The organism is Oikeobacillus pervagus (assembly GCF_030813365.1).
Taxonomy (GTDB): domain Bacteria; phylum Bacillota; class Bacilli; order Bacillales; family DSM-23947; genus Oikeobacillus; species Oikeobacillus pervagus.
This window is the reverse complement of record NZ_JAUSUC010000048.1, coordinates 1-19,716: the sequence shown is the minus strand read 5'-3', so window position 1 is coordinate 19,716 and position 19,716 is coordinate 1. Positions and strand designations below refer to the sequence as shown.

The 19,716-nt window shown below is 38.3% G+C and carries 21 protein-coding genes and 1 riboswitch; of the genes, 19 read left to right on the top strand and 2 right to left on the bottom strand.

Annotation, left to right across the window (positions count from 1 at the left end):
- Window positions 1-396: 396 nt before the first annotated feature.
- Window positions 397-777 carry a globin domain-containing protein gene (locus tag J2S13_RS14195; RefSeq protein ID WP_307258458.1) on the bottom strand — a complete coding sequence of 127 codons (381 nt, stop codon included), beginning with the start codon at window positions 775-777 and terminating at the stop codon, window positions 397-399.
- Window positions 778-989: 212 nt separating this feature from the next.
- Window positions 990-1,166, top strand: a riboswitch (cobalamin riboswitch).
- 164 nt (window positions 1,167-1,330) lie between these two features.
- Here J2S13_RS14195 and J2S13_RS14190 point away from each other — a divergent pair.
- The 19 genes from J2S13_RS14190 to J2S13_RS14100 all read left to right on the top strand — a co-directional run bounded on the left by J2S13_RS14190 (window position 1,331) and on the right by J2S13_RS14100 (window position 19,352).
- Window positions 1,331-2,299, top strand: a complete 969-nt coding sequence (locus tag J2S13_RS14190) for an ABC transporter substrate-binding protein (protein WP_307258457.1) — start codon at window positions 1,331-1,333, stop codon at window positions 2,297-2,299.
- Window positions 2,262-3,323: a FecCD family ABC transporter permease gene (locus J2S13_RS14185; protein WP_307258456.1), complete on the top strand. Its 1,062-nt coding sequence runs from the start codon at window positions 2,262-2,264 to the stop codon at window positions 3,321-3,323. Before J2S13_RS14190 ends, J2S13_RS14185 begins: the two co-directional genes overlap by 38 nt.
- On the top strand, window positions 3,320-4,786 hold the full coding sequence (locus J2S13_RS14180; RefSeq protein ID WP_307258455.1) for an adenosylcobinamide amidohydrolase: 1,467 nt from the start codon (window positions 3,320-3,322) through the stop codon (window positions 4,784-4,786). The genes J2S13_RS14185 and J2S13_RS14180 overlap by 4 nt, the downstream gene beginning before the upstream one ends.
- Window positions 4,783-5,751 carry an adenosylcobinamide-phosphate synthase CbiB gene (cbiB, locus tag J2S13_RS14175; protein WP_307258454.1) on the top strand — a complete coding sequence of 323 codons (969 nt, stop codon included), beginning with the start codon at window positions 4,783-4,785 and terminating at the stop codon, window positions 5,749-5,751. Before J2S13_RS14180 ends, cbiB begins: the two co-directional genes overlap by 4 nt.
- Complete coding sequence (gene cobD, locus J2S13_RS14170; protein ID WP_307258452.1) at window positions 5,726-6,802, top strand: threonine-phosphate decarboxylase CobD; 1,077 nt, start codon at window positions 5,726-5,728, stop codon at window positions 6,800-6,802. Before cbiB ends, cobD begins: the two co-directional genes overlap by 26 nt.
- A complete protein-coding gene (locus tag J2S13_RS14165) occupies window positions 6,784-7,374 on the top strand; it encodes a bifunctional adenosylcobinamide kinase/adenosylcobinamide-phosphate guanylyltransferase (protein ID WP_307258450.1) in 591 nt (196 codons plus the stop codon). Before cobD ends, J2S13_RS14165 begins: the two co-directional genes overlap by 19 nt.
- Window positions 7,371-8,864 carry a cobyric acid synthase gene (locus J2S13_RS14160; protein WP_307258449.1) on the top strand — a complete coding sequence of 498 codons (1,494 nt, stop codon included), beginning with the start codon at window positions 7,371-7,373 and terminating at the stop codon, window positions 8,862-8,864. Before J2S13_RS14165 ends, J2S13_RS14160 begins: the two co-directional genes overlap by 4 nt.
- Window positions 8,848-9,639, top strand: a complete 792-nt coding sequence (cobS, locus tag J2S13_RS14155; protein ID WP_307258448.1) for an adenosylcobinamide-GDP ribazoletransferase — start codon at window positions 8,848-8,850, stop codon at window positions 9,637-9,639. The genes J2S13_RS14160 and cobS overlap by 17 nt, the downstream gene beginning before the upstream one ends.
- Window positions 9,597-10,223, top strand: coding sequence for a histidine phosphatase family protein (locus J2S13_RS14150; protein WP_307258446.1), 627 nt, complete (start codon window positions 9,597-9,599; stop codon window positions 10,221-10,223). Before cobS ends, J2S13_RS14150 begins: the two co-directional genes overlap by 43 nt.
- Window positions 10,175-10,600: a bifunctional adenosylcobinamide kinase/adenosylcobinamide-phosphate guanylyltransferase gene (locus J2S13_RS14145; protein ID WP_307258445.1), complete on the top strand. Its 426-nt coding sequence runs from the start codon at window positions 10,175-10,177 to the stop codon at window positions 10,598-10,600. The genes J2S13_RS14150 and J2S13_RS14145 overlap by 49 nt, the downstream gene beginning before the upstream one ends.
- A gap of 12 nt (window positions 10,601-10,612) precedes the next feature.
- On the top strand, window positions 10,613-11,200 hold the full coding sequence (locus tag J2S13_RS14140) for a cob(I)yrinic acid a,c-diamide adenosyltransferase (protein WP_307258443.1): 588 nt from the start codon (window positions 10,613-10,615) through the stop codon (window positions 11,198-11,200).
- A 934-nt stretch (window positions 11,201-12,134) separates the two neighbouring features.
- On the top strand, window positions 12,135-12,908 hold the full coding sequence (gene rfbF / locus J2S13_RS14135; protein WP_307258441.1) for a glucose-1-phosphate cytidylyltransferase: 774 nt from the start codon (window positions 12,135-12,137) through the stop codon (window positions 12,906-12,908).
- Window positions 12,880-14,016 (top strand): CDP-glucose 4,6-dehydratase, encoded by a 1,137-nt coding sequence (gene rfbG / locus J2S13_RS14130; protein WP_307258440.1) that lies wholly within the window; start codon window positions 12,880-12,882, stop codon window positions 14,014-14,016. Before rfbF ends, rfbG begins: the two co-directional genes overlap by 29 nt.
- On the top strand, window positions 14,006-14,569 hold the full coding sequence (gene rfbC / locus J2S13_RS14125; protein ID WP_307258439.1) for a dTDP-4-dehydrorhamnose 3,5-epimerase: 564 nt from the start codon (window positions 14,006-14,008) through the stop codon (window positions 14,567-14,569). The genes rfbG and rfbC overlap by 11 nt, the downstream gene beginning before the upstream one ends.
- A gap of 39 nt (window positions 14,570-14,608) precedes the next feature.
- A complete protein-coding gene (locus J2S13_RS14120; RefSeq protein WP_307258438.1) occupies window positions 14,609-15,742 on the top strand; it encodes a DegT/DnrJ/EryC1/StrS family aminotransferase in 1,134 nt (377 codons plus the stop codon).
- Between the two features lie 24 nt (window positions 15,743-15,766).
- Window positions 15,767-16,534, top strand: coding sequence for a glycosyltransferase family 2 protein (locus J2S13_RS14115; protein WP_307258437.1), 768 nt, complete (start codon window positions 15,767-15,769; stop codon window positions 16,532-16,534).
- A gap of 14 nt (window positions 16,535-16,548) precedes the next feature.
- Window positions 16,549-17,190: a GNAT family N-acetyltransferase gene (locus J2S13_RS14110; protein ID WP_307258435.1), complete on the top strand. Its 642-nt coding sequence runs from the start codon at window positions 16,549-16,551 to the stop codon at window positions 17,188-17,190.
- Window positions 17,191-17,497: 307 nt separating this feature from the next.
- Window positions 17,498-18,421, top strand: coding sequence for a glycosyltransferase (locus tag J2S13_RS14105; protein WP_307258433.1), 924 nt, complete (start codon window positions 17,498-17,500; stop codon window positions 18,419-18,421).
- 25 nt (window positions 18,422-18,446) lie between these two features.
- Window positions 18,447-19,352, top strand: coding sequence for a glycosyltransferase family 2 protein (locus J2S13_RS14100; RefSeq protein ID WP_307258432.1), 906 nt, complete (start codon window positions 18,447-18,449; stop codon window positions 19,350-19,352).
- Window positions 19,353-19,535: 183 nt separating this feature from the next.
- Here J2S13_RS14100 and J2S13_RS14095 read toward each other — a convergent pair.
- The coding region (locus tag J2S13_RS14095; protein ID WP_307258430.1) for a hypothetical protein at window positions 19,536-19,716 on the bottom strand (181 nt) is incomplete at its 5' end.

Genomic DNA, 19,716 nt, shown 5'->3' with positions numbered 1-19,716 from the left:
TGGGATGCCTCGCCGTGTTTCCTTTATCTCAGTCGAAAACTGCAAAATTCGTACGACGATGAACAAGGCGCTTTTGCATTTGTTGCCGTCTAGCTCCAGCGCCTATCGTCTAGCGAATTTCTACGTTTCCTCCCTCCGATAAGTCAACATCGGCTCGTGGGATGCCTCGCCGTGTTTCCTTTATCTCAGTCGAAAACTGCAAAATTCGTACGACGATGAACAAGGCGCTTTTGCATTTGTTGCCGTCTAGCTTCAGCGCCTATCGTCAAGCGAATTCCTCCGTTTTCTCCCTCCGATAAGTCAACATCAGCTCGTGAACGACCTAGCTGTGTTTCCTTTATCTCAGTCGAAAACTTGCGAAATCCGTATGACGATGAGCAGGCGCTTGCGCTTTTGTTATTCTGAATTTACCATAATGGCAGCCACTTGTTTTAGTCGCTCATAGAAGAAAATTCCTGCTGGCTGTTGATCTAAGCCTACTTCTTTGAAAGCTTCTTTCATACAGCGAAGCCAGCATTCCGCGCGCTTTGAGGTAATTTCAAAAGGGAGATGTCGCTGTCTCATAGCTGGGGGGCCAAATTCCTGGCTATAAAGAGGTGGACCGCCTGTGAACTGGGTTAAGAAAAGCCGCTGTTTTCTCATGATTTCCCCCATATCCCCTTCAAATATCGGACTTAAATCTGGATCTGCATATACTTTTGGATAAAAGGCTTTCACTAACTGATCGATCATATCTGCGCCGATCTCATCATATAAAGTTTGTAGTGGTTGAGTCATCCTACACCCCTCCCAAATAGAATAATTATTTCTATTATAACCTTTTTTGGAGGACGGAATTGTAATATAAATCACATTTTGAGGGAAAATAGAATGAATAGGAAGCACCCATCCTTTTTTAGCGAAAAAGGATGGTGCATGTTTTATTTTCATGTATAATGAAAAAAGAAAGATCTTTCAATGTCCAATATGGTCGAACGAATGAAAATTTCATATGATGAACGGATTAGGTGCTCATAAAGCTTAAAAAGGGAAGTTGGTGTAAATCCAACACGGTCCCGCCACTGTAAATGGGAGCAAACTGCAAGATCCACTGTATGAAGAGATACGGGAAGGAGTGGTTTGTGTTGATCATAAGTCAGGAGACCTGCCTAAATTCGAACACCGATAGGCTTACGTGGATAGGTGGGTGTGATGTAGTCGTTTTTTTATGCTGTTCACAACACCTTTATCGTTTATACGTAGAGGTGTTATTTTTATATAGGACTGTTTTCGTAAATGTAGTTTGAAAAGAGTCTCACATGATATAAACAAAAGGAGATGGAATACACCAATGAAAAAGTTATTATCATTACTTTTTTCAGTTTTTTTGGTCACAGGTTTATTAGCTGCTTGTGGAACAGATCAAGCAAAGCCTGAGCCGAAAGAAAATAAGCAAGTCGATGAACAAGCTACATCAACCTTTCCTGTAAAGGTTAAAGATGCAACAGGAAAAGTCCTCGAAATAGAAAAGCAGCCGAAGCGGATTATTCCATTGATCCCAAGTAATACGGAGATTGCTTTTAGTTTAGGATTAGATAAAGAAATTGTTGGGGTCACAGATAATGATACATATCCTGAACAAGTGAAAGATATTGAAAAAGTGGGCGGACTTGAAATCAATCTTGAAAAAATTGTGGCCTTAAAACCAGATTTAGTCTTGGCTCATAATTCAAATGCCCATAATTCCAAAGAAGGATTTAAGCAAATGGAAGAGGCTGGAATTCAAGTCCTAGTCGTCAACGATGCGAAAAATTTTGATGAAGTATATGAATCCATTGAAATGATTGGAAAAGCTACAGGGAAAGTAAAAGAAGCGGATACATTAATCGATGATATGAAAGCTGACCTTGAGAAGATCAAGGAAAAGGCTACAGAAATTAAGGATGATGAAAAGAAAAGAGTCATGATCGAAATATCACCAGCTCCTGAAATTTATGCCGCTGGAAAAAATACATTTATGCAAGAAATGCTTGACATTATTCATGCAGAAAATGTTGTAGAGCAAGAAGGTTGGCCACAACTAAACCAAGAAGCGATTATAGAAATGGATCCTGATGTCATCGTGGCAACTCACGGCTTTTACACTAAAAATCCAATAGAAAAGATCCTAAGCCGTAAAGGTTGGGAAGATATGAAGGCAATAAAAAATAAACAAGTATTTGAAGTGCACGCAGATTTAGTCAATCGTACTGGCCCTAGACTAATAGAAGGAGTAGAGGAACTTGCCAAAGCAATCTATCCAGATGTTTTTGCTGAATAAAGGATTGGCTTATGTTTTCTCCTTTACCTTCTTAATTTTATCGATGTTAGTAGGTATCTCCATCGGAACCGTTTCTGTTCCTTTTGGAGATATTCTTTTATTAATTTCCCACCATTTATTCCATACATCAATTGGAAATGTAGATGGGATGTTCAATAATATCGTATGGGATATCCGCTTACCACGGGTAATTCTTGCAGGAATAGTGGGTGCTTCTTTAGCAATTGCGGGAGCTGCCTTTCAAGGATTGCTTCGTAACCCATTAGCCGATCCCTACACATTAGGGGTCTCATCTGGGGCGTCTGTTGGGGCGGTTATGACGTTGTTCTTTCATATTACCTTACCGCTCGTCGGAAATTACACCTTGCCGATCATAAGTATTCTTACATCAATTGCAACGATTTTCATTGTTGTTATGTTCGCCCAAAAAATTGAACGGTCGATGAAAGTAGAAACGATCATTTTAACGGGGATTATTTTCAGTTCTTTTCTTGGAGCTTTCATTTCCCTGATGATTGCTTTGACGGGGGAAGAACTTAGACAAATTATCGGCTGGCTTTTAGGGAGTGTATCGATGAGGGGATGGGATTATATTCAAATTATTTTTCCTTTCTTTATTATTGGTTCATTATTACTAATGTCATGCACTCGGGAATTAAATGCTCTATCCTTTGGGGAGGAAAAAGCACAACATCTTGGTGTGAATGTGCAACGGAAAAAAATGCTGATTCTTATTTCTGGTTCAATTTTAACAGGGGCAGCAGTTGCTGTATCTGGGACGATTGGTTTTGTTGGCTTAGTCATCCCTCATTTTGTGAGAATCATTTGGGGACCTGATCATCGTCATTTACTTCCATTATCAATGATGATTGGAGCAGGATTTTTAATTTTAACCGACTTAATTTCACGTACGATTATTTCCCCGTCACAGCTTCCGATCGGTGTCATCACCGCTTTAATTGGTGCACCTGTTTTTGCCCTTATTTTAATAAGAAAGCATTCGAAAGGAAGAGGAACAGCATGATCGAAGTAAATAACCTTTCAGGTGGATATCATGGAACACCCATCGTTCAGCAAGTATCATTTTCCGTTCGGCAGGGGGAACTTTTCGGCATTTTAGGGCCAAATGGGAGCGGAAAAACCACCCTATTAAAAATGTTAAGCGGAATCCTTTCATCTCAACAAGGAAGCGTCAAGATAAAGGAAAAGTCATTGAAACAGTACACTGCAAAGGAATTAGCTCAAGTAGTCGCTGTTCTTCCACAAATTTTATCGCAAGAATTTTCTTATACTGTGAAGGAGACGGTAGCACTTGGAAGATACGCCCATCAAAAAGGACTATTTCGCACATGGTCAGAGGATGATGAAGCAATCGTCCAACGAGTAATGGCCCAAACAGGTGTGGCTAAATTCCAAAAACATTCTTTACACGAGCTCTCAGGTGGGGAGAAACAACGGGTCTATTTAGCTCAAAGTTTAGCCCAGCAACCAGAAATTCTTTTGCTAGATGAACCAACGAATCATTTAGATCTTTCCTATCAAAAGGATTTATTGGATTTATTAAAAAAAATGGCAAAGGAATGTGGGTTAACGGTTATATCGATATTCCATGATCTTAATTTAGCAGGGTTATATTGTGATCAATTATTGCTATTGGAGAAGGGGAAAGTGAATAAGCTAGGCCATCCGAGTGAAATTTTAAAAGAACATCGAATTAATTCAGTTTACAATACGAATGTGAAAAAACAATCACATCCGCAAATTCCAAAGCCACAAATGAGTATCCTTCCAGAACAATTACAGGAGGAAATGGCTAAAATTAAGTTAAATGAAGCATGGCTTTCACAATCTGCGGAGATGATCCGTTTCGAATCGCCTATCCCAATGAGAACATTATCCGCTGGGGTCATTGGTTCAGGCTGGGGATGGCATCGAACGTTTGTGAACCGTCATGTGGATAAAGACTATCATTATGAAAATCATAAAGAAGAAATGGGTCAATATTTACTTAATAACGGGTTGGATTTAAATGAAACGGTTGGCATGATGACAGCTGTTCACTTAAAGGATGTAGCATTCCAACTAATCGAAAAAGAAGATTTTTCTGTCTTTATTGTCGTGACAGCTGGTGTAGGGAATGCGGTAGATGCATCATTCCCTTGTCGACGGATGACGAACAATAATCCCGGAACGATTAATACGTGGGTGATTGTGAACGCTCATTTAGCAGATGAAGCCTTTGTTCAAGCGATAATGACAGCTACAGAGGCGAAAACGAAAGCACTCTTTTCTAAAAAGGTGAAAGACCCTGTAACGAAGACGCTTGCGACAGGAACGTCAACAGATAGCGTGTTAATTGCTGCATCTCAAAGGGGAGTTCATTTCCCTTATAGCGGAACGAGTACAGAACTTGGCCAAGTGATTGGACAAGGAGTGTATGAATGTACAATCCAAGCTTTAGAAAAAAATCGAGGTGAAAGGCGATGATATTTCAGCATTTAATCGCGATCACCTTAGCTTTCTGTATCGATAGTATCATTGGGGACCCACCCAATTGGCCACATCCTGTTCGGTGGATTGGATCCCTCATTTCATTCTTTGAAAAAAGGTGGAACAAAGGGAAGAATCGGAAAGCAAAGGGCGTGGCGATGCTCATTTCTATCTTGCTCATTGTAGGTGGAATCAGCTTTTTACTCATCTTCATGAGTTATCAAATACATACGCTAGTTGGAATTATTATAGAGGCAATCATCATTTCCACAACCATCGCTAGAAAGAGTTTGAAACAGGCAGCCATCCAAGTGTATGACCCACTCATTCAGAAAGATTTTGAAGAAGCAAGATTAAAGCTCTCCTATATCGTCGGCCGTGATACGGATCAACTTGATGAAGATGAAATCACTCGAGGAACAGTTGAAACCGTGGCAGAAAATACGAGTGACGGCATTACCGCTCCACTTTTCTGGGCCTTCATAGGGGGCGGGACACTCGCGATGGTGTATCGAGCAATTAACACATGTGATTCAATGGTTGGATATAAAAATGAACGATTTTCTGATTTCGGATGGGCATCTGCCAAATGGGATGATGTTGTCAATTGGATTCCAAGCCGAATGACTTCACTAATGATGATTTGGACGAAGAAACCTGTCACTTTTTCCCGAAAAAAAGTATGGCAAATCGTTTTGCGCGATGCTAAGCAACATCCGAGTCCGAATAGTGGCTGGTGTGAAGCACCGGTTGCCGCCATGTTGGGAATTCAACTTGGAGGAACGAATACATATCGAGGTATCGTTTCACATCGGGCGAAAATGGGGGATCCCATTTTTAAACAAACAGCTCAGCATATTCAATTAACCGTTCAAATAATGGGACGGACTACGATTTTATTTTTGATTACTTTATGGATCTTAGGGGGGATTCTCATTGAAATGGCCAACACATGGCTCTAACCCAACATATTTATATCATGCAAGCGGGGTAAAGACACCTGATCGAATCATTGATTTCAGTGTGAATACGAATCCATTCGGGCCACCAGCGATAATAAAGGAAAAATGGCCAAGTTGGTTTCAAGCTATCACGGATTATCCTGATCCGAATGTAACAAAATTACATCACCTGATTTCTAGGAAAGTGGGAGTTTCCGAGAATCAAATATTAATAGGGAATGGGGCAGCTGAACTCATTCAGATCATAGGCCAGTGGCTCCGTGGCAAAAAAGTTTTAATCATTCAACCCGCTTTTTATGAGTATGAGCAAGCATGTCGTGCCTATGATTGTCAAATTGATTATTTTGGTTTAACAGAGGGAGATTGGTCATTACCTCTTCAAGAGATCGGACCTTTACTCAAAGCCTATGATGCTGTTTTTCTTTGTACACCGAATAATCCTACTGGAGTGGTGTTTGAAAGAAAGGATATCATCCAACTGATTGATCAATGTCATGCCCATGCGTGTACATTAATTATCGACGAAGCATTTTACGACTTTGCAGATGATACAACATCTTATTCAAAGTATGTAACGAATGAATCGAATATCATCCTTCTTCGATCGTTAACGAAAATGTATGCGGTGGCAGGGCTTCGCATAGGTTATATGCTAGCCAGTGAAGCAATCATTAAACAGCTAGCAAAATTTAAACCACATTGGAGTGTGAATGCACTGGCAATGCTAGCGGCCGAAACGGGGCTGTTAGATGATCCATTTGTTCAAATGACGAGAAAAAAAATACACGAAAACCGTAATGAAATATTTGAATTTTTAAACTTATATCAGTACGAGTATTCCCCATCGAAAGTGAATTTTTATTTACTGAAGGATCCGAGATTACAAGATCAAAAGCCATTACTGGAATTTTTATTACAAAAAGGGATTGTCTTAAGACATACTTATAATTTTCCTAGCCTTGAAGGTCGTTGGTTACGGGTTGCCATTAAGAAGAAAGAGGAGAACGCCATACTACTGGAGGCATTGCGACAATGGAGAAATCAACCTTGATTTTCGTTACCGGTGGAGTTCGAAGTGGAAAAAGCACATTCGCTGAAAAATATGCCCAATTACGGGCAAAGAAAAAGCAGGGAAAATTACATTACATCGCATGTGGCCAAGTAATCGATGAGGAAATGGCGAGACGTGTTCAGTTACATCAAATCCAACGAAAAACAGCTGAAATTCCTTGGATAACTTGGGAACAACCTATAAATATTGATACCATCGCTCATAATTTTTCCAAAAAGGATACGATTGTCCTTGATTGTTTAACGACATGGTTGACGAATGAATGGTTTTTAGACGAAGAGAACGAAGAGAAATGGGAAGAACCAGACTTTCACCATGAGTTGTTCAATAAAATAACTTCAGGGATTTCTAAAATCACTGAAACTTGTGCTGAGCTCATCATTGTCTCCAATGAATTAGCCCATGAGGATATGACCATCTCTTCTCTTAATTTTTATTATGCTAAAACATTAGGAAAGCTTCATCAATGGATTGTCAAGAACGCAAGTCAAGCCTATTCGGTAGAAAATGGAATCTGGATAGCTATGAAAAAGGAGGTGGGCAGTAAATGAAAGGGATTATGATACAAGGTACAGCCTCAGATGTGGGAAAAAGTTTAATTGCAACGGCTTTATGCCGGTTATTCTACCAAGATGGCTATAAAGTTGTTCCTTTTAAATCTCAAAATATGTCAAATAACTCTTATGTAACAGCCGATGGCAAAGAAATTGGACGAGCTCAAGGATTGCAAGCGGAAGCAGCGAATGTTGAAGCAGATGTGCTCATGAATCCCATTCTTTTAAAACCGACGGGAAATGGTCGTTCAGAAATTGTATTATTCGGAGAAAGGGTGGAGTCCTTATCGGGAATGGACTATCGCAAGGAGTTTTATGAGAAAGGGTTGAAAGCCATTCAAGGGGCCCTTTTAAAGCTTGAGAACGTCTATGATTGTGTGGTCATCGAAGGAGCAGGAAGTTCTGCGGAAATAAATTTAAAAGATCGGGAACTTGTCAATATGAAAGTAGCGGAACTAGCCGATGTTCCGGTTATTTTAGTAGCAGATATTGATCGTGGTGGCGTCTTTGCAAGCATTGTAGGTACTTTACAGCTTTTTACAGAAAGCGAACGTAACCGCGTAAAGGGACTAATCATTAATAAATTTCGTGGGGATGCAGCTTTATTTGAGGATGGAAAGAAGTGGTTAGAAGATTATACAGGGATCCCTGTTCTTGGCGTCCTTCCTTATTTGCCGAATCATATGGTGGAAGGTGAAGATTCTTTATCTCTTACTGAGCGATTTAAAAAAGGGGAGAAGAACGACGTTGAAATTGCTGTCATGAAGCTCCCTTACATTTCAAACTTCAGTGATTTGGAAGCCTTTTTATATGAAGAGGATGTGTCGGTATATTGGGTATCGGACGTATCCGAGTTTGGACAACCTGATGCCGTTATCATCCCTGGGACAAAAAGCACATTCCACGATTTGTCCTTTCTAAAAGAGACAGGACTAGCAGAGAAGATTATTGATTTTTCCAAGAGAGGTGGCTCGGTTGTGGGGATTTGCGGGGGATTCCAAATGCTTGGGGATAGATTAATAGATGAAGATGGCAGTGATACTGGGCTGGTCGGCAATGAAATGGAAGGATTGAGACTCATTCCCGCCACTACTTTTTTTCATAATGAAAAAAGAACTGTCAGAGTGAAAGCAAAAATTCACCCCAATTTTGTAAAGGATATCATCCCTATGGAAGGATATGAGATCCATCTTGGGAAAACGGAAACAAGTGGTCCATACTTTTTACAGCTAGAGGATGGAACGACAGATGGTTATGCTAAGGAGAACATTATCGGAACGTATATGCACCATTTGTTTCACAATGATGAATGGCGTAATCTTTGGTTGAACCAATTACGAAAACATCGTAAGGATATCGTTCATGTGTCTAATGTTAAGGATGAAAAATATGATGAACTAGCTCTCCATATGAAAAAGCATCTAGATTGGGAAAAGACGAAGAATATTATGGAAGAATGGACTGGGATAAATGAGAGCCTATATTAAAGGATTATTGCTAACAATACAGTTCTTCTCCATTGTTCCGATTCGGAGAGAACTCCCTATGGATGCCTTTCATTTAGGGAGAGCATTTCGCACTTTTCCCTTTTTCGGATTAGTAAAAGGGGCCATATATGGGTCAGTATTTTGGGCCCTAACTGAATTCAGTCCATTATCTACAGTAGCGATTGCCTTTATCATTTGGATATTAACGATTATTGTAACAGGAGGCCTACATTTAGACGGCTGGATGGATGTAAGTGATGCTTATTTTTCTTACCGTGACCGTGAAAAACGATTAGAAATTATGACGGATTCCCGTATTGGGGCATTTGGTGTACTGTCAATTATTGTGTTTTTAGCTAGCCGTTTTCTTTTTATTTATGAATTGACAAATCATATTTCTGAGTTTACTTTCCTTTACATCATGTTAATTCCTTTCTTTAGTAAAATTTGCATGGGCTTACTATTAGCATTAGAGCCATCAGCAAAGCAGTCAGGGATCGCCCATTATTTTAAAAAAGGGGTTGACCGAACGCTTCCCATTGTTTACGCAGGTTATTTGCTCTTAGTCGGTGTGATGGTCTATCTCATCAGTCAAGAAATCATGGTTTATGTTGTTTTTCTTTTGATGACCTTATTATTTTGGGCATTTGCCCGAAAAAAAACAAAGCAACATTTCGGTGGAATTACCGGAGATTTATTGGGAGCAAGTATAGAAGGGACGGAGAATTTATTATGGATGATCTTGTGGTTATGGCATTATATCGCCATGGGGTGACCGTGGATAATGAGAGAAAAGCTTTTTGTGGTTGGACAAATTCAATCTTAAGTGAACGGGGGAGGAAAGAGCTTCATGCAAGAACACCTTATGTCCCCGCTTATGAAAAAATTGTCGCAAGTGATTTGCAAAGATGTGTCGATACGGCAAAGATTTTATTTCCTGGGAAAGTTGTCGAAATAAGACAGGAATTTCGAGAAATGAATTTCGGAATTTGGGAAGGAAAGGTCCATGATGAGATCAAACATATACAGGAGTATAAAGATTGGTTACAAATGCCCCTTTCCGCTCCCATTCCACAAGGAGAAACATTTCCTGAGTTTAACGATCGAATCATGAAGGCATGGGAGAAGTTAATAGAGGAAATTTCCCATCTACAGATGAAAAGAAATGCTATTGTCACTCATGGTGGCGTCATCCGTAGCCTTTTGACGCAATTTGCTCCAGTGAAAAGGGAATTTTGGGAATGGAAAGTAGAGAATGGACAAGGATTTGAATTAACTGGCTCATTGTCTGCTTTAAGGAGGGGTGAGCGATGCATTTCGTTACGGGAGGTGCCTTTAACGGCAAAAGAAAATGGGTAAAGGATCATTATTCTGAATATCTATCCAAGCAGTGGCATTGCTTTTATGAAGAAGTTCATCTTCCTGAGTTGACGGCATCCACTGTTGTGATTGAGGGTGTTGAGCAATGGGTGAAGGCCGAACTTAAGCAACTTCGAAAAGCAGAGACAGTGAGAGAAAAATGGAAACAGCAGTTGCAATTATTGGCTGATTGGGAAAAGGAAGATCTGAACCGAAAGCTTGTGCTAATCGGGAATGATCTGTCAAAGGGAATCGTTCCAATGGATTCATTTTTAAGAAATTGGCGAGATGTAACTGGCTGGTGCTACCAGGACATTGTACATCAATCAGAAAGGGTCGATATCATTTGGTATGGACTAAATCAACAATTAAAATAGGGGGATGAAAAGGTGAGACTGTATACTAGAACAGGAGACAAAGGGAAAACAAGTATTATTGGAGGAAGAGTGGATAAAGACGATCTTCGTGTCGAGGCATATGGAACTGTCGATGAAGTGAATTGCTTCGTCGGACAAGCGATGACAGAATTAGATTCAAAAATCTTTGCTGATATTTTAGCTGATTTAGAGACCATTCAACATGAATTATTCGATTGCGGCGGGGATTTAGCCACAGTAACAGGAAAAAGAGAATGGAAATTACAAGCAAAATCTATTGATGATTTAGAAGAGAAAATCGATGGTTATATTAAAGAAGCTCCTGAGCTGGAACGTTTTATTTTACCTGGGGGGACGAAGCCTGCAAGCTCGATCCATCTCGCACGCACAGTTGTCAGAAGAGCTGAACGCCAGGTTGTCAGTCTTTTAAAGGCCGATCCAACGATTCATCCTGTCACTTTACAATATTTAAACCGTTTATCTGACTATTTTTTTGCGATTGGACGGGTCATTAACTTCCGTCTAGGAGTCAAAGATGTAGAGTACGTCCGTAGTGCAAAAGTATTTCGTAATGGGAGAAGAAAAGAAAAGGATAAATAGATAGAAGATAAGTTGATTACAACAGATATAGAAAAAAGAGGTTGTCTTGAAAATGCCCTGCATTTATAAGACAACCTTTTTTCGTTCAACTTTTGTAAGGAGAGAATTGCAAATCCTGCAGGTAATTCAAAATCAGCAAGTCTAGAATCCGAAGTGCCAACTGAGTTGTGGCTGAAGCGCAAATAATCGCGGGAAATAGTCAAATATTCCGGGAAATGATCAAAAGTAGTGAGAAGTAGCGCAAAAGCAACAAGAAGCGGTGCATATGTCATTGGGAAATAAGCAAATGCCCGAGGGAAATAATCAAATCCCCCTGGTAATTCAAAATCAGCAAGTCTAGAATCCGAAGTGCCAACTGAGTTGTGGCTGTAGTGCAAAAAAAGCGGGAAATAGTCAAATATTCCGGGAAATGATCAAAAGTAGCGAGAAGTAGCGCAAAAGTAACAAGAAGTGGTGCATATGTCATTGGGAAATAAGTAAATGCCCGAGGGAAATGATCAAATCCCCCTGGTAATTCAAAATCAGCAAGTCTAGAATCCCGGAGTGCCAACTGAGTTGTGGCTGAAGCGCAAATAATCGCGGGAAATAGTCAAATATTCCGGGAAATGATCAAAAGTAGCGAGAAGTAGCGCAAAAGCAACAAGAAGTGGTGCATATGTCATTGGGAAATAAGCAAATGCCCAGGGGAAATGATCAAATCTCACAGTGCTATCTCATACGATGTTCATTTATTTTGAAAAATATATTACATTAGACTATTTTCGGAAAAGGTAGCTAGAATTTTTGTCAAAATAAATCTTCTTTCATACATATATGATATGTGCTAGTTCCAGTAGCAATAATTTTTGGATGTTACTACTGTTTTTTGAAAAAAGTCATTTTTTAATATGAATTTCTTCAATTCTAGCTTCTGCAACAGGAGAGGATGAAAAAAATGAAAGTTGTTATTTTAGCAGGTGGTTTAGGAACGAGGATTAGTGAGGAATCACATCTTAAACCTAAACCTATGATAAGTATAGGTGATAGACCCATTCTATGGCATATTATGAAAATATATTCCTATTATGGTTTTAATGATTTTATAATTTGTCTTGGCTATAAGGGTTATGTAATAAAGGAGTATTTTTCTAATTATTTTTTACATGAGTCTGATGTTACATTCGATTTTAAAAACCAGAATGAAGTAAAGATTCATCGTAGATCTGCAGAACCTTGGCGTGTTTCACTTGTTGAAACTGGAAAAGATTCTATGACTGGTGGAAGAGTGAAGAGAATTCAGAAGTATGTAGGAGACGATTCTTTCATGCTAACGTATGGAGATGGTGTGTCTGATATTAATATCTTAGAGCTAGTAAATTTTCATCATTCACATGGAAAAATTGCCACTGTTACGGCCGTTCAGCCTACAGGGAGATTTGGGGCTATGTCGTTAAGTGAAAATGGAACAGTACTTGATTTTATGGAAAAACCAAAAGGGGATGGAGGTTGGATAAACGGGGGATTTTTTATTTTTCAGCCAGATATTTTTAATTATTTGGACGGGGATCATTCCATCCTAGAGAAGGAGCCGCTTGAAAAGCTTACGCAAGAAGGACAATTGCAAGCATATCAACATAATGGCTTTTGGTATGCAATGGATACTTTAAGGGACCGAAATCACTTAGAGGAATTATGGAAAAATGATAACGCTCCATGGAAAAGATGGTGATTTAATGGTTGATGTGGAATTTTGGCGAAATAAAAAGGTGTTTGTAACGGGACATACTGGATTCAAGGGTTCGTGGTTATGTTTATGGCTTCACTTAATGGGAGCAAAAGTAACGGGCTATTCACTTAAGCCGCCCACTAATCCTAGCATGTTTGATTTATGCAGAATTGATGAACTAGTCAATTCTCATTATGCGGATGTAAGAAATCAGGAAAAATTAATTCATTCCATGTTAGAAAGTGCCCCAGACATTGTGATTCATATGGCTGCACAACCAATCGTTAGAGCATCTTATCAAAACCCCGTTGAAACTTTTGAAATAAATGTAATGGGGACAGTTAATGTTTTAGAGGCAGTTAGAATAGTATCAGATGCCGGTGTGCCTATTCAAGCGGTCCTGAATATCACGACAGATAAGTGTTATCAAAATTTCGAATGGTCATGGGGTTATCGTGAAAATGATCGTTTAGGAGGATTCGATCCATATTCGAATAGCAAAGCTTGTTCAGAGTTAATTACAGATTCCTATCGCCATACCTTTTTCTCTACTAAAAAAGATCATGGGCAGAAAGTTGCACTTGCTTCCGCACGAGCAGGTAATGTGATAGGAGGTGGTGACTGGGCTTCTGACCGATTGATTCCAGACTGTATCCGATCTGTGTTAAATCAAAATAAAATGAAGATTCGATTTCCAAAAGCAGTACGACCTTGGCAACATGTACTTGAACCGTTGCATGGTTATCTAATTTTACTTCAAAGATTGGCAAATGATGGGGATAAATTTGCAGAAGCATGGAATTTTGGGCCAAATGATGAAGAGGTTAGAACCGTTCAATGGGTCGTGGAGGAATTTTATAAAAAATGGGGAAGAAATGCGACATTTGAGATTGATCACCACGATGATAAGCCAATAGAGGCAACTTTCTTAAAACTAGATTGTTCAAAAGCGAAGCAAAAACTAAATTGGAATCCTGTTTGGAGTTTAAATACAGCAATAGATAAGATTGTAGAGTGGACGAGGGCATTTGAGGACAAGCGGGATCTTAGAAAGATGAGTTTAAATCAAATTAGGGACTATATAAAGGATGTGAATAAATATGGACATTAAGCCTCTTACCTTATCAGGGGTTTATGAAGTGACTTTAAAACCTCAAATGGACCACCGTGGGCATTTCATGCGTACTTTCGATAAAAAAATATTTGGAAAATTTGGTATTGATCGAAATTGGGTGCAAGAAAACCATTCATTATCTACTAAAAAAGGAACGATACGGGGACTACATTTACAGCTTCCGCCTTTTTCCGAAACAAAATTAATACGAGTCATAAAAGGAGCCGTTTTCGATGTATTTATTGACCTAAGAAAAGATTCACCTACTTTCGGAAAATGGGACTTTATAGAATTAACAGAGGATAATTTTAAGATGGTCTTAATTCCAAGAGGATTTGCTCACGGATTCTGTACATTAACAGATCACTGCGAATTAATGTATAAAGTCGATAATTTTTATTCTCCTAATCATGAGGCAGGAATTTTATACGATGATCCTATATTAAATATTGATTGGCCTGTTTCCAATCCGATTCTTTCCAAAAAGGATAGTAGACTTCCACTTTTTGAGGATTTTATTAAAAAATATAATGGAATGAAATTTGAATAAAAATGTGAGCGATAAAGAAAAAGTTAGGGAGGAAATAAGATGAATATTCGCTTATTTAAACCTTGTATAGGAGATGAGGAGTTAGAAGCAATTAAGGAAGCCTTTGGAAGGGCCTGGCTTGGGCTTGGTCCTAAAGTAAATGAATTTGAAAAAATGTGGAGCAATTTTATCGGCTGTAAGGACTCTGTCGGAGTTAATTCAGGTACAGCTGCTTTGCACCTTGCTCTTTCCTCTTTTCGATTTCCCGCAGGAAAAAAGGTTCTTGTTCCGGTTATGACTTTTGCCTCAACAGCAATGGCTGTCCTTTATAACAATCTTCAACCTGTTTTTGTTGATATGGATGAAATGACATCCGGCATCAGCATGGAAGACTTAGAAAGAAAATATGATAAAGATTGCGTAGCGGTTATTCCTGTGCACTTCGGGGGTCATCCGGTTGCGATGGATCAGTTAAATTCATGGGCTAAATCACGTAATCTTAAAGTAATTGAAGATTCAGCTCACTCTGCGGGTGGAAAATATAAAGGAAAGGCACTAGGTACTTGGGGGGATATTGGTTGCTTTAGTTTCGAGGAGAAGAAATGTATGACCACAGGAGACGGTGGCATGATCTCTTCCGATGATGAGGAGTTGCTTAAACCTTTACGTCACTCTCGTTGGGTGGGAATTAATAAAGATACATGGCAGCGAGTCAAGGAAACTAGCAGCAGTAGCCATAATGATCCTTATCATTGGTATTATGAAATTTCTGATATCGGCTATAAATATAATATGAATGACCTAATGGCCTCTATTGGAATCGTTCAATTGGATAAGTTAGAAAACATGAATAATAGAAGGGAAGAAATTCTTACAGCCTACTTACAAGGCATTCAAAACTGTGAAAAAGTAAGACCTGGGATTCCTTATCATTTAGAAAACTCCTCATATTGGATGTTCATGGTGAAGGTTAAGCAACGCGACAAATTTATTTTATATATGAAAGACAAAGGGGTCTCTACAGGAGTTCATTATATTCCTCTAACCTTCCATCCTTATTTTCAACCATTTAAAACCGAAACACCTGTAGCAGATCAGGCATGGAAGGAGTTTGTTACACTTCCGTTGTTTCCTGAATTATCTACAGAAGAGATAAACTATATCATCCAATGTATCAATGACTATAAAGGTTAATTGAAAATAAAGAGGTGAAATAAAATGTTACCGAAAGTAAGTATCCTAATACCAACTTATAATCGTCCTTTCTATTTCCAACTAGCCTTGCAAAGTGCCTTAGCTCAAACCTATCCAAATATCGAGATAGTTGTTGGAGATAATAGTGATAATGATCAAACAACTAAAATTATGGAGCATTATTTAGGAAACCCTAATATAAAGTATTTTCGAAATGAGAGAAATATTGGACCTGTTAGAAACCAACAAAAATGTTTTGATATTTCTACAGGGGAATATATCAATTATCTGATGGATGACGATTTATTTCATCCACAAAAAATCGAAAAAATGATGCACTATTTTTTAAACTACAAAGATATTACATTAGTTACCTCTCATAAACAATTAATTGATGATAGAGGGGCAATTTTTCAACTTAATATGAGTCCTTATACAAGCTTATATCAGGATGATACGGTATTGGATGGTTATACACTTGGAAACATGATCTTAAAAGACAAAATTAATTATATTGGAGCACCCACCATGGTTTTATTCCGCAAATGGGATTTAGATGAACCATTTGGTGTTTTCGCGGGGAAACAATCACAAAATAATGTGGATGTGGCAAGTTGGCTAAATTTATTAGCAAAAGGGAAAGCAGTCTATATGGCACAAGCTCTAAGTTCTTTCAGAGTTCATAAAAATCAATTGACACAACTAGATACTTGGAATGCATTTGAAAAGGGGACTCAAGATTGGCTTAATGTTGTTTCAGATGGACCGAAAAAAGGATTCCTTAAAGCATAGGAGGGATGAAGAACTTGAAGAGGATCATTAAACCATTAAAGGAAGCGAACGAAGATCAAATTACAGCTTATTGCATCCCAATAAAAAATGGGGCAACAATTGCTGGAAGATTACGTCCAATCACAGTCACGAGTCTTTCTAACCAATCGGAAATTGAAAGGTTAGCCAATTGGAGAAAAAATAGTCAGAGGTCTTTTACGACTCAATTTAAGGTAACAGCCGAAGGGACAAAGAAATGGTTAGAGGAGAAAATTATCCAATCGGATCGCAATATTATATTTGTCGTGGAAAACAGTGAACACATTCCTATTGGCCAGGTTGGTTTATGCGAAATCGATGATAAGAAAAAGTATTGTCTATTTGATAATATTTTGCGTGGTGACCCACATCATTTTAAAGGTGGAATGAAACTAGCATGTTCTACTCTTCTATTCTGGTGTTTTAAAGAATTGAAGATGGAAACAGTCTATCTTCAAGTACTTTCAGATAATGAACGTGCCATACAGTTTTACAAGGATTTAGGTTTTCAAGAAATTCAACAAATGCCTTTAATTAAACGTATTGAAGAAGGGATTACAAAATGGGTTCCTCTTTATAATCAACCTTTATATGAAGTTCAGCGCTATTTAATAACTATGAGGGCAACTCGATTATAAGGTGGTTGTTACATTCCGGTGAAAAATAGTAATGAAATATGTGATATTTCCTATCTACTATCCTTTTTTCAATCGTTGAAATGGCCTATGATCAATGGCTAATTATAATCTATTCAAATCCAATTATCTCTATTCCCCTATCACTTTGCTCAATACTTCATTAGTCCCATCTTCATTTCATCATGGAACTTATTTTTATTAAAAGAAATGATAGTACATTAAAGCTTTAAGGCTAAAAGGAATTATAGATTGTACCGTTAGTGGCTTAGCTAATGATTTTGACAAATTAACATAAACAGGTGATTTTATGAATGAACAAAATTTACCTCTTGTCAGCGTGCTGATCCCTACTTTTAATAGGGCACATTATTTCCGGTTGGCATTGGAAAGTGTATTAAAGCAAACATATAAAAATATTGAAATTATTGTGACCGATAATAGCACAAATGATGAAACCGAGAATCTTATTCAGTCCTATTTGCAGACTTATCCTTCTATTAAATATTACCGAAATCCGGAAAACATTGGCCCCGTCTTGAATTTTATAAAAGCATATGAACTGTCAAGCGGAGATTACGTCAATCTATTAATGGATGATGACTTATTCCAGCCAAATAAAATTGAAAAAATGATGTCTTATTTCATTAACGATCATCATAAAGAAATTACACTTGTTACGTCTCATCGCTCGTTTATAGACCAAGATGGTGCCTTGCTACCTGATACTATGTATAATAAAAAAAGATTTGAGAATGTCATGGTTCTTGATGGAAATCGAGCAGGGGATCTAATTATTTCGGAATTTAATTGGATTGGAGTCCCATCTACTACATTATTCCGACGGGAAGCATTATCTTCTGAAATAGCATATGGTTTTTTCTCAGGGAGAATGTATCGCTGTGGTGTAGATTGTGCGGCATGGTTAACACTTCTTCAAAAGGGAAAAATGGTGTATATTCCAGAGATCTTAAGTTATTTAAGAATACACAGTGGTGGAGCCGGTCAAAATCCGAATATGCTCATGCACGGGACCATGGATTGGATGCACATGCTTTTCCATAGTAGAAAAAATGGATTTCTAATTAGTGATGATGAATTTTCCAAGGCAATAAACACGGTTGAATCCCATTTAAAAAATATGAAAGAGTTTCCATTAACCAATTCCCAAAATCAGGAGATTACTTATTATGAACATTGTTTAAATATTCTTAAAAAAAATCGGGATGTTTAACTATGGAATTAAAGGGGATAGTGAAATGACGAATACGAGCCAGACGCCTTTAGTTAGCGTATTAATGCCAGTCTTTACAAACTCTTCTTATTTTCAACTCGCATTGAAAAGTGTATTATTGCAAACCTACGTAAATTTAGAAATCATTATTCGAGATCATACTCCTACAAATGAAGTGCAGCATTTAGTAGAAAAAGAGTATCTCCCTTTTTCTGCAAAGATTAAATATATAAGAAATCATCAGCCGCTTCCTAGACTACAAGTTCTTCAGCAGTTATTCAATGATTCACAGGGGGAATTTATTAATTATTTGATGGAAGAAGACTTATTTTATCCTACAAAAATAGAAAGAATGGTAGATTATTTTTTGAATGACGCAGCAGGAAGCATTAAACTCGTTACATCGTATCGACAGCCAATAGATGAAGTGGGAAAGGCCATTCCTGATTTAACTTTCACGAAAAGACGTCATCTTCATGATGTAATCATCGATGGAAGGGCTTTTGGTGATTCGATGATAGTAGAATCCAACTGGGTAGGAGAGCCATCAACGGTCTTGTTTAGAAAATGTGACTTAGTCGAACCGTTCGGGCAATTCGGAGGTTATGAGTTTGAATCTGCATTTGATATGGGATCATGGATGACCTTATTATCACAAGGAAAAGGAGTATATATTGCGGACACACTGAGCTTTGTCAGGATTTATCCCCAAAGAAATCATTGGAGAACAAGAATGGGACCAATAAAAGATTGGATGCATCTCATTTCTTATTCCCAGTCACTAGGATTCCTAAAAAACCCCTCTCTTCTCCATAAAAATGTGATAGATTTTCATCAATATATCGACTCAATATTAGAAGATCAACAAAATCCTCCAAGTTTAGACGAAGTGAACTATTTATTACAATGTAAAAAAAGTCTAGAATCCTAAAGTGCCAACTGAACTGGGGATGAGGTGCAAAAACCGGCGGGAAATAGTCAAATATTCTAGGAAATGACCATAAGTAGTGAGAAGTAGTGCAAAAGCCAAAAGAAGTGGTGCAAATGTTGTTGGGAAATAAGCAAATGCCCGAGGGAAATGATCAAATCCCCCTGGTCAGGGAAAATCAGCAAGTCAAGAATCCCGTCCCGAAATGCCAACTGAACTGGGGCTGAGGTGCAAAAAGTAGCGGGAAATAGTCAAATATTCCAGGAAATGATCATAAGTAGTGAGAAGTAGTGCAAAAGCCAAAAGAAGTGGTGCAAATGTTGTTGGGAAATAAGCAAATGCCCGAGGGAAATGATCAAATCCCCCT

What these genes read in the sequence shown, in the direction of transcription:
- J2S13_RS14145 (WP_307258445.1), top strand. Translation starts at nt 10,175, where the DNA reads ATGCATTTCGTTACGGGAGGTGCCTTTAACGGCAAAAGAAAATGGGTA.
- J2S13_RS14180 (WP_307258455.1), top strand. Translation starts at nt 3,320, where the DNA reads ATGATCGAAGTAAATAACCTTTCAGGTGGATATCATGGAACACCCATC.
- cbiB (WP_307258454.1), top strand. Translation starts at nt 4,783, where the DNA reads ATGATATTTCAGCATTTAATCGCGATCACCTTAGCTTTCTGTATCGAT.
- J2S13_RS14190 (WP_307258457.1), top strand. Translation starts at nt 1,331, where the DNA reads ATGAAAAAGTTATTATCATTACTTTTTTCAGTTTTTTTGGTCACAGGT.
- J2S13_RS14105 (WP_307258433.1), top strand. Translation starts at nt 17,498, where the DNA reads ATGAATGAACAAAATTTACCTCTTGTCAGCGTGCTGATCCCTACTTTT.
- J2S13_RS14165 (WP_307258450.1), top strand. Translation starts at nt 6,784, where the DNA reads ATGGAGAAATCAACCTTGATTTTCGTTACCGGTGGAGTTCGAAGTGGA.
- J2S13_RS14115 (WP_307258437.1), top strand. Translation starts at nt 15,767, where the DNA reads ATGTTACCGAAAGTAAGTATCCTAATACCAACTTATAATCGTCCTTTC.
- rfbC (WP_307258439.1), top strand. Translation starts at nt 14,006, where the DNA reads ATGGACATTAAGCCTCTTACCTTATCAGGGGTTTATGAAGTGACTTTA.
- J2S13_RS14160 (WP_307258449.1), top strand. Translation starts at nt 7,371, where the DNA reads ATGAAAGGGATTATGATACAAGGTACAGCCTCAGATGTGGGAAAAAGT.
- cobS (WP_307258448.1), top strand. Translation starts at nt 8,848, where the DNA reads ATGAGAGCCTATATTAAAGGATTATTGCTAACAATACAGTTCTTCTCC.
- J2S13_RS14120 (WP_307258438.1), top strand. Translation starts at nt 14,609, where the DNA reads ATGAATATTCGCTTATTTAAACCTTGTATAGGAGATGAGGAGTTAGAA.
- rfbF (WP_307258441.1), top strand. Translation starts at nt 12,135, where the DNA reads ATGAAAGTTGTTATTTTAGCAGGTGGTTTAGGAACGAGGATTAGTGAG.
- J2S13_RS14195 (WP_307258458.1), bottom strand. Translation starts at nt 777, where the DNA reads ATGACTCAACCACTACAAACTTTATATGATGAGATCGGCGCAGATATG.
- J2S13_RS14100 (WP_307258432.1), top strand. Translation starts at nt 18,447, where the DNA reads ATGACGAATACGAGCCAGACGCCTTTAGTTAGCGTATTAATGCCAGTC.
- rfbG (WP_307258440.1), top strand. Translation starts at nt 12,880, where the DNA reads ATGATAACGCTCCATGGAAAAGATGGTGATTTAATGGTTGATGTGGAA.
- J2S13_RS14150 (WP_307258446.1), top strand. Translation starts at nt 9,597, where the DNA reads ATGGATGATCTTGTGGTTATGGCATTATATCGCCATGGGGTGACCGTG.